Raw genomic sequence first — 16,542 nt, forward strand, 5'->3', positions numbered from 1 at the left:
TAAACAAAAAAAAGATTCGCCGGAGCGAACCTTTCATTGAAATTGAATATTATCATTTTTTCAAGAACATTTGCTTAGCAAGCCATGCACACCCGATGACTCCAGCATCGTTTCCGAGTTCAGCAATCTTGAACGTCGTTGATCCAAAGACACGGGGTAACGCAAACCGTTCAAATTGCTGACGTAGTGGTGCAAGCAGTGTTTCACCTGCTTTCGAGACACCACCACCGATGACGATGATTTCCGGATTGATACTATTTGCTAGATTTGAAATCGCAAGTCCGAGGTGGAACGTCACTTCCTCTACAACATCCGTTGCGATACGATCGCCTTTCTCATACGCTTCAAATACATCTTTCGCCGTCACTGCTTTAATGTCATTCAGTAGCGATTCTTGTCCTTTACGTTTCTCAAGACCAAGACGGGCGATACCCGTTGCTGAAGCAATCGTCTCAAGGCATCCTTTACGTCCACATCCACACATGACGCCACCTTCAGGCAACATCGTGATATGACCGATTTCTCCTGCCATTCCGACCGTACCGTGAACGATTTGTCCGTTCGTGATCAGACCACCACCGACACCCGTACCAAGTGTGACCGCGAGTAATTCTGTTGCGCCACTACCGGCACCTTTCCACATCTCACCGATCGCTGCTGCGTTCGCATCATTTTCAAGTACTGCCGGTAAACCTGTCAACCGTTCGAATTCACCAACGAGTTCAAAATTATGCCACCCGATGTTGACTGCCTTTTCAACGACACCCGTATTAAAGTCGATGAATCCTGGCGCACCAATACCTGCTCCGACAAAATCCTCTGGTCGTTTTTTGCTTTCTTGACACTTCTCAAAAAATGATTTTGCAATATCTCCTGGAATTTGTGCACCATCATTCAGGATCACCGTCTCAATTTCCCATTTTTCTACGATGATGCCTTGCAAATCCAAAATTGCCATCTTCACTGTCGTTCCACCGATATCAATGCCGAGTAACCATTTCATTGCTCTGTCTCCCCTATGTTCATATAATGTCTACTTGTTCATTTTAACGGACACACTCGCATTGCGCAAAGGGTTGCGCAACCTTAAACATTATCGGATTGTGAACGTTTTAATTCATGTCGTAAGATGAGTTTTGCTGAATCATACTGACGTTGCTCCAAAACGCCTGCTTCTTGCAATTCATCAAGTTCGAGCATCATCATCGCAATATCTGATGCTCGATCTCCTAGATAGATGAATGTTCCATACGTCTTAAGTAACTGTTGTACATCATACAGCGTCTTCATCGACCATCGGCTCCTTTACATACGCATGTAGCAAATCATAGGTCGCTTGTAATGACGTCTCATGTGTTCGTTCGTAAGAATGGCTCGATTCAATCCCCGGACCAAATAGTCCGTGTCGAACATCATGTCCCGCACGCACTGCTGCCGAAGCGTCCGAGCTATAGAACGGATAAATATCAACTTTATATGGGATACTATTGCGTTGTGCTAGACGTGTTAGCTGATGACGTAACGCTAAGTCATACGGACCGGAACCATCTTTTGCACAAATCGAGACCGTGAATTCGTCAGAGTGCTGACCATCTCCTAACGCACCCATGTCGACCGCGATATATTCTGCGACTTCTTCCGTGAATCCAGCATTTCCACCGAACCCAACCTCTTCGTAATTTGAAATCAGGATCTGGACCGTGTGTGGCAGGTCGATGGTTTTCCATTCTTTAATCAATTCAAGCAACAAAGCAACCGATGCTTTATCATCGAGATGGCGCGATTTCACAAACCCAGTTTCCGTATAGAGGAAACGCGGATCAAACGTCACGACGTCTCCTACTTCAATCCCCGCGACGCGCGTCTCTTCGGCTGTCGTCGAACGAATATCAAGTCGGACTTCAATATTATCAGCGGACCGTTCCGTTTTGTTCGTCTCGCGTGACGTATGGACACTCGAATGATGGAAAACAATCGTACCGGAAATTGTTTGACCGTCCATCTTATGCACGAGACAGTTCTCTCCTTCGATCGCTGTCCAAGCATAGCCCCCTAATTGTGATAAACTGAGTCGTCCCGTTGGTAAAATCTCTTTTACCATTGCCCCTAATGTATCGACGTGTGCCGTCAGTAACCGCGTGCGAGTTGAAGCACCAGGCAAAGTCGCTAAGATGGCTCCTTTCTCGAGTTTTCGATACGTGATGCCTTCTGCCATCAATCGCTTTTCTACGTATGTAATCGCTTCTTTCGTCGAACCTGTCGGACTTGGAATCGAGACCAGCTCTTCAATCGTACGTATGACTTCTTTCATGTTCATTCGCTCCCTTTCAATCGGACTACAACGTGCTATCCGCTTTGTTTTCATGATAACAAATATTCATTCTTTGTCGGTACTGATATCCTACATCCACTACGCGAAAAAGCTGTAGCGCTTTTTTGCTACAGCTTTTTGTCCACACCATATAATGAACTTAGACGTATTTTTTCATCCAAATATCATCGCGGTATGTGCCATCTTCTAATTTTACGGAGTCTGGATCTTCGGCATATACTTCAAAGCCGAGCGATTCGTAAAGACTTTGCGCTGCTTCATTTCCTGATAATACGGCAAGAATGACTTGCTCAACGTCTGGTAACTTCTTCGCCTCGTCGATCAAGGCCTCCATTAGAGCACGACCGGTCCCTCCACGATATGCAGGCGAAACATATACTCCGGAAATCATCGCTTTGTGCGATTCACGTGACAGTTCATATGGCTTGACCTGACCAAACCCAAACAATACATCGCCGTCGAACATACCGAGCCAAATCTCATCGGAGTCGGGTTCTCCTTCTAGACCTTCTCGTACTTCGCGGATCGGGGTTTGCTGTTCATCGTCAAACGAATGACCGAACGCATCTGGATGATTCTTTAATCCCTCAAGGCGTAGATTCCAGTATTGTTCTGCATCCTCTTTAGTTAATTTTCGAAAAGTATACATGACTGTCGATTCTCTCCTTTTTTGGGTTTCATGACGTACAAATAATAACGGAAAAACGCTTCTATCTCTTACTTAACCCTTTTCTAGTAAAATAAAACCTAGATTTTTTTCTCTTTTAATTTCACTTAAATACAGTAGTGATGTTTGCCTCTTTTTTTCTCATAACAAAAACTCAAAGGTGGACACTAAGATACAGGATCACCATTTGAGTTTTTAAGCTCTCTATTTATGAGGTTTTCGTCATGCTTTGCGCCGTTAATCTTGCAAGACAGGTTCGAGTGTCTGACGCAATACATCAGCAGAATGATGAAACTTCTTCATTTCTTCTTCCGTCAACGCGACTTCAATGATTTCCCGCACACCTTGACGATTGATGATCGCCGGTACTCCGATGTGAATGCCGGAAATCCCGTACTGCCCATCTACATACGCCCCGACCGTCAACAAACAGTTCTCGTTCCCAAGGATGGCACGCACGATTCGAACAAGTCCAAGTCCAATCGCATAATAAGTTGCTCCTTTACGTTCGATAATATGGTAGGCAGCATCCCGAACGTTGATATAGATTTGATCAAGGTCTGCTTGAGAATAACGATCGTCCTCAGCAAGTAGTTCATCAATTGTTTTTCCATAAATACGGCTATTACTCCAGGCAGCGAATTCCGTATCTCCATGTTCTCCAAGAATGTAGGCATGGGCATTGCGAGAATCGATGTGAAAGTATTCTCCAAGCATTTGACGCAGACGTGCTGTATCGAGCACCGTTCCTGATCCAAATACGCGTGATTTTGGAAGACCGGAATATTTCCAAGCCAGATGTGCCATGATATCAACCGGATTGGAAGCCACGACGATGAGACCATCAAAACCAGAATCCATAATCTGACGAATCATTTCTTTCATGATCAATGCATTCTTTGCGACGAGATCGAGTCTCGTCTCTCCTGGTTTTTGAGGAGCTCCCGCCGTGATGACGACGACCTCAGCCTCTCGGCAGTCCATATAATCTCCAGCCCAGATCCGCATCGGTGAAGAACTAAACGGGGTTCCGTGGTTCAAGTCCATCGCTTCACCTTCTGCTTTTGCTTTATTGACGTCAATGATGACAAGTTCCTCACAAAGTCCGGCTGTTGACATCTGATAAGCAAAGCTTGAACCGACCGCACCTGCTCCGATTAACGCCACCCGTGTTACTTTCGCATGTAATTCCATCTCGTTATGTCCACCCTTTCATTCGTTCTAAGAGTTTGTTAACTATCTCACAAATAAATTGTAACATCTTTCACATTCTTTGTAATATGTGAAATTAATCACATTTGTCCATTTTGTGTCATCGATATCCTAACATAAGGAATTACCCTGTCATACTTTGCACTTACCAGAATCGGACGATGATAAACCCGATTCCACTCGCTAGACCACTCGTCATGACGTTTACCGCATCATTTCCAAGAAACCAAATACCCGATACGTAAGCTGTCGGTTGTCCATGATGCTCTCGTTTTTCCGTACGTTCCCCGCAAACTGAACATTCATACACGCGTTGCCACATTGCTCCAAATAGTGTATCGAGCAGACTTCCAAGGACACCGATACCTGTCACAAGTAAGGCCTCTGTCAAAGAAAGAGAGAAGATCCACTGCGCTGCTAAAGCGATGAACGCAGCTCCAGCAATTGTTCCTAACGTTCCGATTAACGACATCGCTCCGCTCGTTCCTGCTGGTACCCGTCGTAATGTTTTCAAAGACCATGGATCACGTCTTGAGAGTGGACCGATTTCCGAAGCCCATGTATCGGCATTCGATGCCGCGATGACGAATAGGAATAACAAGAGATATGCAAAATTCATCGTCATGGCGTAGGCTATAGCAGCGACGAACGCTACTCCTCCATTCGCAAGTACTTGCCATCCGTCACGTGCACCCTCTTTTTCGACGATCGCGTCCACGGATTTTTTTCTAGAACGCCCAATTTTCGATAAAAGACTCGAGCTGCCAAAGAAGAGTAAGAGCACCACTAAACCTTTCAAGCCGAATCCAAATGAGACACCACTGCCGACGAGCATTGTCAAGACAGCCCCGCTTGTCGTCAACAAGCGAAAATATCGTCCAGTCCAGGCGAGAATGAGACAAAATAAAATCGTAACACTTAACATCGGATAACCTCTTGGTCCGTGACGATGAGATCAACTGGGATATCGAAGTCTTCCACTTCAAAATCTGGAAAGAGCTGTTCTGAAAAGGCGATGGATACTTTACAACCTGTGTATGTCACGAGTGCACGATCATAATAACCGCCTCCCCACCCTAAGCGATAGCCATCCCGTCGATAGGCGCGTCCCGGAACGAGACAAAATCCCGCTTGATCAAGTGTAGTGCGACGAGCTGAATCCATTGGTTCTGCGATCCCCATCTGATTATGCTGCAATTGATCTTCTGGTCTGTATTCATAAAAGACCATCTCTTCTCCGACTACTTTCGGTATCAAGACCGTCTTGTCCTCTTGCCACGCTTGTTTAATCAATATGCTTGTATCACATTCATTTCGAAATGCTAACGTGATTGCGACACAAGTCGCTTGTTGCCATTCAGGCAATAACAAAACATGTTCGTGTATTAACCGTTCCTTTTCAGCACGGTTCTCCATCACATCTAATCTTTCTTTGATCAGACGGCGTACTTCTTGTTTGTTCATAACTGTCTTCCTTTCCACAAAAAAAGCCATCACACGAAGTGACGGCTTCCATCTCAATTATTTCACTTCACGGTGAAGTGTGTGTTTACGGAGACGTGGGTTGTATTTCTTCAACTCAAGACGCTCTGGGTTGTTACGCTTGTTCTTTTTAGTGATATAAGTACGGTCACCAGTTTCAGTGCAAGCTAATGTGATTTTAACGCGCATGGAATTCCCTCCTATCTAGCTCTCGATGTATCAAGTGATTTTGCTTTACATAAGGTTAAGCATACTCAAGTATCGTACCAAGAAAGGAAAGGAATTGCAACTGTTCATCCGTTCTTTTTCGGATTCGTCACGTGTTGATATGGTTTTTCAAGGTTCTCTTCAAAACGAAGGGGTTTCTTTTCAACGTGATACTCCTGTTCCACCCCGTTGCGTGACTCTTCCCGTTCTAGATAAACGACAGCCGATTGACGCAATGCGTCTCCTTCAAGTCGTTTTAACGCAACGACCAGACCACCTGAACGATCCGGAGAACGCTCACTCTCGACATCATAAACATTACTGACGAGTGGCAACTCTTTCATCTTGGCGATTGCCTGGGCAGCTGACGCTGTTTCCATATTGAAGTTATGGACGACTTGGAAGTCAACGATCTTCGCCAAGGCTTGCGCCTGACGCAAGAAGGCTAGATTTAACGCAGCCAGTTGATTGTATGTTTGAACGAGCGGTAGACCTGTCACTTGTACCCCGTATACATGCACACCCTCCTCGAATCGATACGCTTCAGGATGTTCCGTTACGACGTAGACGTTCTCTCCCGCTGCCGCTAGTCGTCTAGCTACATCACGAACTGGACGGTGAGATTGTTCGTAATCCCGAGTGAACATTAGAATACCATCCTTGTTCAAAGCAGCATCGCGTTTGACCGCAACATAATAGTCATGAGCCGTTAAGAAAACATCTGGTTCAATGTCTTCATCTTGCAAGAACGGATATTGTTGATAACGCCCTTCCAACCAGTCCATCGTTAATTCTTGTGCATCGAGACGACGTTCGGTTTCTTCAAAACGTAAGATATGTTCACGGAACCGGTTCGCAGCGTACTGTGCTGTCGTCTGTCCGTCTAAAATGAACGGCCAGTCACTTGAGACAGCAAGTAGATATTCTCGAATGAGCTGGCGTTTCGCCTTGACAGTCAATGCATCTTGATGACGATTTCGCGCAACGATTCCTGCTAGTCTCTTTTCGAGCTGGTGGAGATGGCGAATCATCCAGTCGTTGCGCTCGTTGATCCAGACTTCCGCATAGCCTTTTCGTCCCCACGTTCCCATCGCGACATGTGCCGTATCGATGTCTTGGAAGTGACGTTCGAGGAACATAGCTGGTGAAATCGACTCAATCGCCTGATCCTCTAGACGTTCCATCGCTTTACCAAGGAAATCAGGTCCTTCGAACCACCAGTGACCAAACAATTCAGCATCAAATGGTGCTGTGACGAGAAATGGCGGGAAGTCTTGTCCTTGATATGCATCTAAATGTTCACCAAGTGCTTGAGCAAAATCTGCTGCATGCTCACTTGTTCGTTGCCATGCCCAGTCACGTACGTAATAGTCTTTTTGATCCGTCTCACCTGTTACACGATGCAATTTCAACCCGGTATCATAACGTAAGCCTTCCGGATGCATGAACTCAGCAATTTGATCCCATTCCCGATCATACGCGAGATCCCGATAAAACTCACGATAATCAGGATGTCCCGGATACCCGATGACAGAACTCCAGATTTTTCCGGAAATGATTTGATCACGCGGGAAGAGTGCTACGCCGTGTGGAGAATAGACGGGTGCTCCGATTCCGTGTTTTGGTGCTGGATCGGCGTTTAAAATCGAATGTTCATCGACGAACGTATAGCGAATGCCTTCCTCATATAAAATCCGATCAAGTCCTGGCGTATAGGCACATTCCGGCATCCAAAGACCTGATGGACGGAATCCATAATGGCGTTCAAAACAGTTCAAGCCTGTCTGAATTTCAGAGCGCGCCGCTTGTTCAGACAACATGTGAGGACTGAACCCGTGTGTCGCCGTACAGGTAATCAAATCAAGATAGCCTTGCTCTTTGTAATGGCGGAATGCCCGGTTCAAATCTTTTTCCCAGTGAAGGAACGTATTCAATAAATCTTGATAGCGGTCTTGATAGAATAAAAGAGCATCTCCTTCCTTTTGGTCAAGCTCTCGCTCCAGTTCCTGACGAATCAAACGTAATGTGTCCTCGATATGCTCGATGTAGCGGTCTTGAATCAGTGGATCGGCAAGCATCTCGATGACCGGCGGTGAAATACTGACTGTCCAACCGAGCGGACGTGATAAGCGGTCGACTTCCCACAATAATGGAATGTAGGTTTCTGAAATCGCTTCATACATCCACCGTTCCTCGAGACGATGCGCCTCTTCATGACGGATATATGGTAAGTGTGCATGTAAGACGAGTGAAAAATATCCTTTTCGCATAGCTTCTCTTCCTTTCCTCTCTCTAATTCCATTATCGGACGCGATCGAAATAAGAATACGGGCGTAATACCTCGACCCATTCCGGCTGTTCGACCTCACCGTATTGCCAATGATGCACGACTTCGGCGAAGCGTCCGTCTGTGACTGGTTCGTCACGTGGTGTCTCGACTGGTTTCGAACGTAGTACTGGAACGAAATCTCCATCAATCGTTTGAATGCCCCATTCAATGATGTATGTAGTATTCGGGGCAACTGGTCGAACGAACCAAGCATTCGTCATCTCAGGCAGTTCGAACTGATACGTACGATTCGCTTGTCCTTGTTCGTAATCGACGAGTGTGACGTCAATGATGCGTAACTCTTTACGGAACGAATCAAATGTCGTGTGATAATGCGTTTCTAACAACTGTTTCGACAGTTCAGACAATTCCCAGTAGACATATAACGCAGTCGGTGACTGAACGATTGCATGGAGAATATCATCTTCATAATGCGTCGCCATTCCAAACGCATCACGTTCGAGTGATGGCATCACTTGCACAGACGGTACGACATCTAATACCGGTGCAGTCGACTTTTTGGTCTGTTTGACAGTTTTTGATTTTACTTTCGGTGCTTCTACAGTTGGTTGATTTGTCAATGATTTACGATATTTGGTCCAAGCATATTTAATTTTTCCTTCAGTCGTATCCAATTGAGCTGCGATTTGTTTTGTTGTCAGCCCTTGTTCTTTCATTTTAATGATTTGCTCAAGCATTCCCAATCACCTCTCTGTCATTATTCACTTCTTTCCTATTCTACAAACGTGTTTCGAATCCCTTTACAAAAAAAGTAGGCAGAGGAAATTCCTCCTGCCTACTTAGTTCACCCATTTAAATCATAATGTTTTCCTTTTTCGAGATAGATCAGATGTTCCCCGACGTTCGTCAAGTGGTCACCCATTCGCTCGATATATCGGCAAATGTTCGTGAATTGCATGACTTCATCGACAACGATCGGTTGCAAGGACATATGACGCATATACTGACGGAGCGCCTTGTATGTCGTCTCATCGATGACATTGTCGAGATCAGACAGTGCTTTTGCTTTTTCGACATCTCCATCACGATATGCAACGATTGCGGTTTCCGTCATATCGAGTAATGTCTCAAACGCTTCCTTCAACAAGGAGATATCGATGACGTATGGAAATGTTTCGACACGAAGGACTGCTTTTGAAATATTTCCTGCATAATCCGCAATCCGCTCGAGATCCGATGAAATCTTCATCGCTGTGATGATCCGTCGTAAATCCGTCGCAACTGGTTGTTGCTTCGCGATTAAGAGGATCGCATCATCGTTGATTTCGAGTTCAAGATCATCGAGTTCATTGTCGTTCGCAATGACACCACGTGCGATATCTTGATCATATTTTTCGAGCGCCTCTGCTGTCGTTGCGATTTGTTGCATCGTTTTTCGTGCTAGTAAAAAGACTTTTTGATCGAGTATTGCAAGGTTTTCTCCAAAAATTGTACGGTTCGCTGCCATTCGTCTCGTCTCCCCTTCTTATCCGAATCGTCCTGAAATGTAATCTTCCGTCCGTTTGTCGGTCGGATTTCCAAAGATCCGGTCTGTTTGATCGAACTCGACGACTTCACCATTCAAGAAGAATGCTGTTTTGTCAGATACACGTGCAGCTTGCTGCATGTTGTGCGTGACGATGATAATTGAGTAGTCCGATTTCAACTCTTGGACGAGTTCTTCTACTTTTAATGTAGAAATCGGGTCCAGTGCCGATGTCGGCTCATCCATCAAAATGACATCCGGCTCGATCGCGAGGCAACGCGCGATACAGAGACGTTGTTGTTGACCACCCGAAAGACCGTAGGCATTTTCATTTAAGCGATCTTTGACTTCATCCCAAATCGCTGCTCGGCGTAAACTACGTTCCACGATCTCATCAAGGATTTTTTTGTTTTTAACGCCATGGACACGTGGACCATATGCGATGTTATCGTAAATTGATTTTGGGAATGGATTCGGTTGCTGAAAGACCATTCCGACAGACGTCCGTAATTCTTCAACACCATACTCTTTTTCAAAGATATTACGTCCGTGATATTCAATGACACCATTCGTCCGCACGATCGGAACGAGTTCGACCATCCGGTTCAATGTTTTGATGAATGTCGATTTACCGCATCCTGACGGTCCAATAATTGCCGTAACTTCATTTTTTTTGATATCAAGATTGACATCTTTAAGCGCGTGATCGTCACCGTACCATAAATTTAAATTTTTAACGTTATAGACGCTCTCGCGTGCTACTACTGGTTGGTTCATACGCTCTGCCCCTTCTGTGACGACTGATTTCGTATTCAGCTTCGTATCCATCATCTGTCTTCCTCCTTAAAAGAAATCCCTTCTATCTCGTTCGATTAATAGCGTTTAGAAAATCGGTTCCGAATCCAGATCGCAAGCGAGTTCATCGTCAAGAGAATGACCATCAAGATGATGATTCCTGCTGCTGCAAGACCTTGGAAGTCCGCTTGTGGACGACTTGTCCAGTTATAGATTTGAATCGGTAATGCCGTGAACTCTGAAAAGATCCCTTCTGGCGCACGGGCGATGAAAATGGCAGCTCCGACCATGATCAACGGTGCTGTCTCACCGATCGCTCGGGATACAGCTAAGATGATTCCTGTAATGACTCCCGGAAGTGATGCCGGAAGAACGACTTTGAACGTCGTTTGCCATTTCGATGCACCGAGTGCGAGTGATGCATGGCGCATCGCTTGTGGCACGGCGCGAATTGCTTCTTGAGAAGAAACGATGACGACCGGAAGACTCATCAATGCGAGTGTCAAAGCTCCAGCAATCAACGTCGAACCGAAGCCCATATTACGGACGAAGAACGTTAATCCGAGTAAACCAAAGACGATCGACGGAACACCTGCGAGGTTCGAGATATTGACCTCGATGAACGATGTCATCCGACTCTTTTTTGCATATTCTTCTAAATAAATTGCTGCTCCAACACCAATGATGAAAATCATCGGGATGATCAGGAGCATCAAGAAGATCGATCCCATTAACGCTGGATAGATTCCGGCACGTTCCGCACGACGAGATGGTGCGTTTTGTAGAAATTCAAGTGATAACCACGAAGCACCGTCACGGATGACGCCGAATAGGAGAATACCTAAGACGACGAGACCGAAAAACAGACCGACGAGGAAAATGACTTTCGTTACATTGTTGACGACGAGGCGTTGGCTAATGGATTTCTTAACTGCGACCGGGTCGATGAATTTTTTTGTGACAGGTTGCTTTTCTGGTAAGGCCATCTTAATACTCCTCTCTGAAGCGGCGTGTGATCCAGTTCGCGAGTAAGTTCATCAATAACGTAAAGACGAACAAGAGCGTACCAACCGCATAGATACTGTAATATTCAACTGTTCCAAATCCAGCATCGCCTAAAGCGACCTGAACGATATACGCAGTCATCGTCTGGACCGGCTCGAGTGGATTAACAGCAGCTGTCGGATTCGAACCACCAGCGATCGTCACGATCATCGTCTCACCAATTGCCCGAGACATTCCGAGTACGATTGAAGCAATGATTCCGGACAAGGCAGCGGGAACAACGACTTTTAATGCGACTTCAAGACGTGTCGAACCAAGAGCAAGCGCACCGTCACGAATTTTTTTAGGAACAGAGCTCATCGCATCCTCAGAAATCGAGGCGATCATTGGAATGATCATGATACCGACGACGATCCCCGGACTGAGCGCATTGTAGATTTGAATGCCTGGAATTAATTTAACGAGTAGTGGTGTGACGAACGTCAACGCGAAGAATCCGAAAACGATCGTCGGAACACCAGCTAAGACTTCTAAAATCGGTTTTAAGATACGGCGTGCACGGTCTGACGCATACTCACTTAAATAAATCGCAGACGTGAGGCCGATCGGCACGGCAACTAGCATCGCAATCACGGTAATCTCAAGTGTACCGACGACAAGCGGCCAAATCCCATACTCTGGTTGAGAGTTCAGTGGATACCAGCTCGTACTGCCGAAAAATTCCTTGAACGGAACGACTTCAAAGAAATGCTCGGTTTCAATGACTAACGTGAGAATGATGCCGATGGTCGTAACGACCGAGACGAACGCACACAGAAATAAAACGATCGGCATGATGCGTTCCATGACGTTTTTCACACTGAATTTTTGCTGTCGGTTCTGTTGAATCAGCTCGCGAACCGATTTATTGGGTGTTGAATTCATCCTTCTTCGCTCCCTACTCCTTCTTGACATGAGAACGGGACCCAACCGGTACAGACTTCCCCGGTTGGGCCATCCTCATGACTCGATGATTATTTCATTGCATCTTCGATTGCTTTTGTGTTTTCATCGTAACGATCTTGTGGCATTTTGATATAACCGACTTCTTCAGCTAAATCTCCAGCGTTTTCGTTCGTGAATTTCACGAAGTCTGCCACCTGTTTTTTATCGTTCAATGATTTGTTGTTGACGTACGTGTAGATTTCACGTGACAGCGGGTAAGATAAATCCTTGATTGTTTCTGGTGTTGGATCGACAGCATCTTTTCCTTCAGCTGAAAGTGGTACTTCTTTTAACTTATCTTTATTTTCAGCGTAGTAGGCATAACCGAAGTAACCGATCGCACCTTTCGTTCCTTCAACCCCTTTGACGAGTACGTTATCGTCCTCAGACAGTTGAACGTCTTTACGCATGTCTTTCTTCTCAAGTACTTTTTCAGAGAAGAAGTCGAATGTTCCTGAGTCTTTCCCTGGGCTGAAGAACTTCAGTGGTTCAGCCGGATAAGAAGAATCAACATCTTTCCAAGTCTTAACGTTTGGGTCGAGCCAAATCTTTTCGAGTTGATCAAGCGAGAGTTCTTTTACCCATGTATTATCTTTGCTGACTGCAACAGTTAGACCATCATATGCAAGTGAAAGTTTTGTATATTCGATGTTGTTCTTTTTCGCTTCAGCTGCTTCTTCTTCTTTAATTTCACGCGATGCGTTCGAAAGATCCGTTTCACCGACGACGAAGCGTTTGAATCCGCCACCCGTACCAGAGACACCGACTGTGACATTTACGTCAGGTTGTTCCGTTGAATATTCTTCACCGACAGCTTCCATGATCGGGAAGACTGTAGAAGAACCGTCGATTGCGATTTTCCCTTTTAAATCAGATGAACTAGCAGAACCGCCTTTATCGTTACCACATGCTGCCCCCACTACTGCGATTGATGCTACCGTTGTAATGAGTGCTGTTTTTTTCATCCAAGACATGATTAATTTTCCTCCTCGAGAGTATGTCGCTGACGATGCTACGACTTTTTATCCGTTTTCCTTACAAGACTTATACTACGGATGAACTATTAAAACGAAATGAATCCAACGTAAAAGAATTGTAAAGGCGTGTTTTTTAGTGTTTACAATTCGAAATCCATTACAAAAAAAGGTCAATACAAACAAAAAAAACGAGAGTGATTGCTCACCCTCGCTTAGTTTCTAGTTAATTTGGCTTAGTCTGCCACGGTACGTCCTTTACGTTGAAGTACGCTTTGACAAGATCATGACCGATTTTCGAGTTGACAGTCTCTTGTTCCATATAAGGAAGGAACACGGCCCACGCCATCTCTGGATTGTCATACGGTGCCCAACCGACAAGATTCGAGTTCAATGAACGAACCGGTTGCCCGCTTCCGTCACGTAAGGCGATTCCGTCATCCCCATAGACGCTGACCTGTGCAGTACCTGTTTTTGCTGCAGCATCGATTCCAGTTTGTGCGATGACTTTGGCTGTACCACGCTCACCTTTTACAACACGGTGCAACCCTTCCCGGACATGATCAATATTATCTTGACTGACTTCAATCCGGTTCAGATAATTCGTTTTAAAGCTGTAATCGACTTTTTTCGTACCCTTTTCAATCGAGTTCGACGCCAATACTTCTTTTAAGAAGTGAGGCTGAACTCGATAACCACCGTTCGCAAGTGTTGAAATGTACTGCGCGACTTGAAGCGGCGTAAAGGCATCGTACTGACCAATGACTCGGTCCATCAACAACGTGACACGGTCTGGCGTCCCTTGAACACCTTTTGCTTCGTAAGGCAAATCAACACCTGTCGTCACCCCAAGACCGAACTGACTATAGTAATTCTGCATGATGGCAGCTGCTCCATCCACGCTCGCACCAGCAATCCCATTGCTCGGATATTTCGCCATCCGCATCGCAATGTTAAACATATAGACGTTCGACGAGCGCTCAAGCGCCGTTAAATCCGTAATCGGTCCCATGTTAACATATGATCCTTTTTTTGTACCTCCGATTGTGATCGGCGCATCGTTGATGACTTCGTTTTGACGAATGACACCTTCCTGTAGTCCCATCGCAACTGTCGCACCCTTGATCGTTGAACCGATTTGAAGAGACGTCAAGACATTATTAATCGCTACATCCGTGAACTTCCCAGTCGAAGGATCAAGCTTTTGACCTGACATCGCTAAAATCTCACCAGTTTGTGGATTCATGACGACGGCATATCCTTCTTTTAAATAACGACTACCCATGCCACGACCCATTTTGATCGCTTGTTGCATGATTTGATCTACTTTTTTATTGTATTCCGCATCAACGGTTAGAACGAGGTCCTTCCCGGACTCGCCTTCTTCACGTTTTGGATCACCGACCGGTTCTCCATTAAACGTTTCGTACACATCGTATGCCGGTTTCCCGCGCAGAAGATCTTCGTACTGTTGCTCAAGGAACGAAGTCCCGACACGATCATTCAAACTATATCCTTTTGCTTTGAACTCCGCTTGTTGTTCTGCCGGAATCTTCGAGTACTTTCCGAAGATGTTTCGAAGTGTTCCTTCATACGGATAAGAGCGTTCGTAAAACGGTTCAACCGATACACCTTTCAAATCTTCTAAATTTTCATCGATGATTGCCATCTCTTTTGCAGACGCACCGAGCTTGACGAGTTGTGGATCAAGCGCATAACCGACTTCCATGTTATGTTTGATCGCAATGACTTCCATCGTCTTATCATCGTAATCAATATCTTTTTTCGTGATCGCATCCAGGCGGATTTGATCTTGTTCCGCAATCGAAAGCTTACTTTGTGCTTCCGTTGAAGGATACTTCTTTTTCACTGCTGCTTGGTAACGACGATCCGACTCTTCCGTGTTCGTCGCGACCCAAAAATCCTTGATGTCACGTTCCGTGACTTTCCAGTCTTTTTTAGGCAGATCAATGATTGCTGCGAGACGCTGCGCGATTTCAATACGTTCATCTACTTTCGTCGATTGTGCGCGACGATATACAATGGAGTATTTAGAAATTGTATCGACAAGTAGACGACCATCCCGGTCATAAATCTTACCACGTGGTACTTCATACTTTGATGCAGTCATCTCCGTTTTTTGGACTTCCCGCGAAATTTTTTCACCATTGACGATTTGAACGACTCCTAGACGGAAAATCAAAATCGCAAACAATAAAAAAACGACGAAGAACATTAAATTCAGACGAAGCGGCAGATGATTACGCCGTCTTCCTCGTACGGTGATTCGTTTAGCCATGGCGTACTCCCCTATCGTTCAAAAGTCATCTTGTTTCATTATATAGAAGGAAACTTTCCATAACAACCTATCCCATGATTTTCCGCATTAAAAAAAGCGTATCGTTCACAATTGAACGATACGCTTCTTTCCATTACTTCGCGTCAGCGTAAAGCTTCGCTACGTGGTCCCAATCAACGACGTTGAAGAATGCATTGATGTAATCCGGACGACGGTTTTGATAGTTGAGATAGTATGCATGTTCCCAAACATCAAGACCAAGGATTGGCGTTTTGCCTTCCATGACTGGTGTATCTTGGTTTGGAGTCGAAACGACTGCCAATTTCCCACCGTCAACGATCAACCAAGCCCAACCAGAACCGAAACGAGTTGTTGCTGCTTTTGCGAACGCATCTTTAAATGCATCAAATGATCCGAATGCTTCGTCGATTGCTGTTGCAAGTTCCCCTGTTGGAGCAGCGCCATCGTTCTTCTTCAACAATTTCCAGAAGAATGAGTGGTTCCAGTGACCGCCACCGTTGTTACGGACTGCAGTTTGAATGTTTGCTGGGAGAGCATCCAAGTTTTGAAGAAGTTCTTCAAGTGACTTTCCTTCATGTTCTGTACCCTCAAGCGCCGTATTCACGTTCGTGACATACGTGTTGTGGTGTTTCGTGTGGTGAATCTCCATCGTACGAGCATCGATATGTGGCTCAAGCGCATCATAAGCGTAGCCGAGTTCTGGTAATTCAAATTTTGACATGTTCATGTCCCCCTTTGTGCTATTTTCG

The 16,542-nt window shown here is 45.3% G+C and carries 17 protein-coding genes; all 17 read right to left on the reverse strand.

Annotated features, from left to right (window positions below; genetic code table 11):
• Positions 1 to 52: 52 nt before the first annotated feature.
• A complete protein-coding gene (locus B2751_RS05345) occupies positions 53 to 1,003 on the reverse strand; it encodes an ROK family glucokinase (protein WP_290773394.1) in 951 nt (316 codons plus the stop codon).
• Between the two features lie 83 nt (positions 1,004 to 1,086).
• Positions 1,087 to 1,290, reverse strand: coding sequence for a YqgQ family protein (locus B2751_RS05350; protein WP_035409139.1), 204 nt, complete (start codon positions 1,288 to 1,290; stop codon positions 1,087 to 1,089).
• The gene (locus B2751_RS05355; protein WP_290748890.1) at positions 1,274 to 2,311 is read right to left on the reverse strand and encodes a M42 family metallopeptidase; all 1,038 of its coding nucleotides are present in this window, start codon (positions 2,309 to 2,311) and stop codon (positions 1,274 to 1,276) included. The genes B2751_RS05350 and B2751_RS05355 overlap by 17 nt, the downstream gene beginning before the upstream one ends.
• 160 nt (positions 2,312 to 2,471) lie before the next feature.
• Positions 2,472 to 2,981: a GNAT family N-acetyltransferase gene (locus tag B2751_RS05360; RefSeq protein WP_290773397.1), complete on the reverse strand. Its 510-nt coding sequence runs from the start codon at positions 2,979 to 2,981 to the stop codon at positions 2,472 to 2,474.
• 255 nt (positions 2,982 to 3,236) lie between these two features.
• Positions 3,237 to 4,193, reverse strand: a complete 957-nt coding sequence (locus tag B2751_RS05365; RefSeq protein WP_035409145.1) for an L-lactate dehydrogenase — start codon at positions 4,191 to 4,193, stop codon at positions 3,237 to 3,239.
• Positions 4,194 to 4,356: 163 nt separating this feature from the next.
• On the reverse strand, positions 4,357 to 5,136 hold the full coding sequence (locus B2751_RS05370; RefSeq protein ID WP_056060181.1) for a DUF92 domain-containing protein: 780 nt from the start codon (positions 5,134 to 5,136) through the stop codon (positions 4,357 to 4,359).
• A complete protein-coding gene (locus B2751_RS05375; RefSeq protein WP_035409149.1) occupies positions 5,130 to 5,675 on the reverse strand; it encodes a 5-formyltetrahydrofolate cyclo-ligase in 546 nt (181 codons plus the stop codon). Before B2751_RS05375 ends, B2751_RS05370 begins: the two co-directional genes overlap by 7 nt.
• Positions 5,676 to 5,732: 57 nt before the next feature.
• A complete protein-coding gene (gene rpmG / locus B2751_RS05380) occupies positions 5,733 to 5,882 on the reverse strand; it encodes a 50S ribosomal protein L33 (protein WP_012369771.1) in 150 nt (49 codons plus the stop codon).
• 104 nt (positions 5,883 to 5,986) lie between these two features.
• Positions 5,987 to 8,170 (reverse strand): 1,4-alpha-glucan branching protein domain-containing protein, encoded by a 2,184-nt coding sequence (locus B2751_RS05385; RefSeq protein ID WP_290773400.1) that lies wholly within the window; start codon positions 8,168 to 8,170, stop codon positions 5,987 to 5,989.
• A gap of 31 nt (positions 8,171 to 8,201) precedes the next feature.
• Positions 8,202 to 8,927, reverse strand: a complete 726-nt coding sequence (locus B2751_RS05390) for a DUF4912 domain-containing protein (RefSeq protein WP_035409152.1) — start codon at positions 8,925 to 8,927, stop codon at positions 8,202 to 8,204.
• A 107-nt stretch (positions 8,928 to 9,034) separates the two neighbouring features.
• A complete protein-coding gene (gene phoU / locus B2751_RS05395) occupies positions 9,035 to 9,697 on the reverse strand; it encodes a phosphate signaling complex protein PhoU (protein WP_035409154.1) in 663 nt (220 codons plus the stop codon).
• Between the two features lie 18 nt (positions 9,698 to 9,715).
• Entirely contained in the window at positions 9,716 to 10,492 is a 777-nt protein-coding gene (pstB, locus tag B2751_RS05400) for a phosphate ABC transporter ATP-binding protein PstB (RefSeq protein WP_052019099.1), read from the reverse strand.
• Positions 10,493 to 10,587: 95 nt separating this feature from the next.
• Entirely contained in the window at positions 10,588 to 11,496 is a 909-nt protein-coding gene (pstA, locus tag B2751_RS05405; protein ID WP_035409158.1) for a phosphate ABC transporter permease PstA, read from the reverse strand.
• Between the two features lies 1 nt (position 11,497).
• Complete coding sequence (gene pstC, locus B2751_RS05410; RefSeq protein ID WP_035409160.1) at positions 11,498 to 12,439, reverse strand: phosphate ABC transporter permease subunit PstC; 942 nt, start codon at positions 12,437 to 12,439, stop codon at positions 11,498 to 11,500.
• Positions 12,440 to 12,528: 89 nt separating this feature from the next.
• Positions 12,529 to 13,473 carry a PstS family phosphate ABC transporter substrate-binding protein gene (locus B2751_RS05415; RefSeq protein WP_035409162.1) on the reverse strand — a complete coding sequence of 315 codons (945 nt, stop codon included), beginning with the start codon at positions 13,471 to 13,473 and terminating at the stop codon, positions 12,529 to 12,531.
• A gap of 226 nt (positions 13,474 to 13,699) precedes the next feature.
• The gene (locus tag B2751_RS05420) at positions 13,700 to 15,772 is read right to left on the reverse strand and encodes a peptidoglycan D,D-transpeptidase FtsI family protein (protein ID WP_056060174.1); all 2,073 of its coding nucleotides are present in this window, start codon (positions 15,770 to 15,772) and stop codon (positions 13,700 to 13,702) included.
• A gap of 133 nt (positions 15,773 to 15,905) precedes the next feature.
• Complete coding sequence (locus tag B2751_RS05425; protein WP_035409166.1) at positions 15,906 to 16,514, reverse strand: superoxide dismutase; 609 nt, start codon at positions 16,512 to 16,514, stop codon at positions 15,906 to 15,908.
• Positions 16,515 to 16,542 lie beyond the last annotated feature (28 nt).

The organism is Exiguobacterium sp. UBA6282 (assembly GCF_002440475.1).
GTDB lineage: Bacteria > Bacillota > Bacilli > Exiguobacteriales > Exiguobacteriaceae > Exiguobacterium_A.